Below are 580 nucleotides of genomic sequence, written 5' to 3' on the forward strand. Positions count from 1 at the left end.
CGGCCTCCAGTCGTGATCTAAAGATACTCCAACAGGGTGGTAATCGCCTGCCATGGCTGGACAAAACAGCTGATAGGGGTCGGGAAGGCTTAGCCTCCCCGCCCTCCGAACCGTGCATGCGGTTCTCCCGCACACGGCTCTCCAGTCGATGGTTTCCTCATCGGGATTGGCTCGCTTGCCGCCAGGCGTCGGCTAGTGTGAATAGCCCGGAGGCCGCGAAGAACGTATTGGGCCATCGTCGCTGGTCAGAAAGTCCCCGCCCTTGTCCCGGGCGCTTCTCTTGTCGGCGCAGCATGGCCCGCAGCCGTCGACGGATGAAACCGTCCAACGGCCGGAAGGTCGTCCAATAGGCGTGCCGGAAGTAGCCAAACCAGCCTTTCAGCATGGGATTCAGCGAGGCGATGACCTGCCGCAGACTCTTGCCCTCTGTCCGCCGCGTCTTGCTTCTCACCTTATCCTTGAAGGCCTTGAGGCTCTTCCTGCGCACCCAGCGCTTTCCCGCTTCGAAGCGGTAGCCCAGGAAGTCGAATCCCTGACCCCGTTGCCGGCAGTCGCCGATATGGGTCTTGTCGGGGTGCAG

Annotated in this window: 2 protein-coding genes (1 of these 2 cut by a window edge); both read right to left on the reverse strand. The window is 62.1% G+C overall.

The features are described 5' to 3' along the window. Positions 1-157: 157 nt before the first annotated feature. Positions 158-487, reverse strand: a complete 330-nt coding sequence (locus KZO25_RS20260) for a group II intron maturase-specific domain-containing protein (protein WP_223138184.1) — start codon at positions 485-487, stop codon at positions 158-160. Then, positions 448-580: part of a reverse transcriptase domain-containing protein coding region (locus KZO25_RS19520; RefSeq protein ID WP_262489144.1), annotated on the reverse strand (this coding region is incomplete at its 5' end). 601 nt of the annotated region lie beyond the right edge of the window; the window shows 133 of its 734 annotated nt. The genes KZO25_RS20260 and KZO25_RS19520, both read right to left, overlap by 40 nt.

The sequence above is a fragment of the Halomonas sp. ANAO-440 genome, assembly GCF_019915905.1.
GTDB classification, from domain to species: Bacteria; Pseudomonadota; Gammaproteobacteria; order Pseudomonadales; family Halomonadaceae; genus Halomonas; species Halomonas chromatireducens.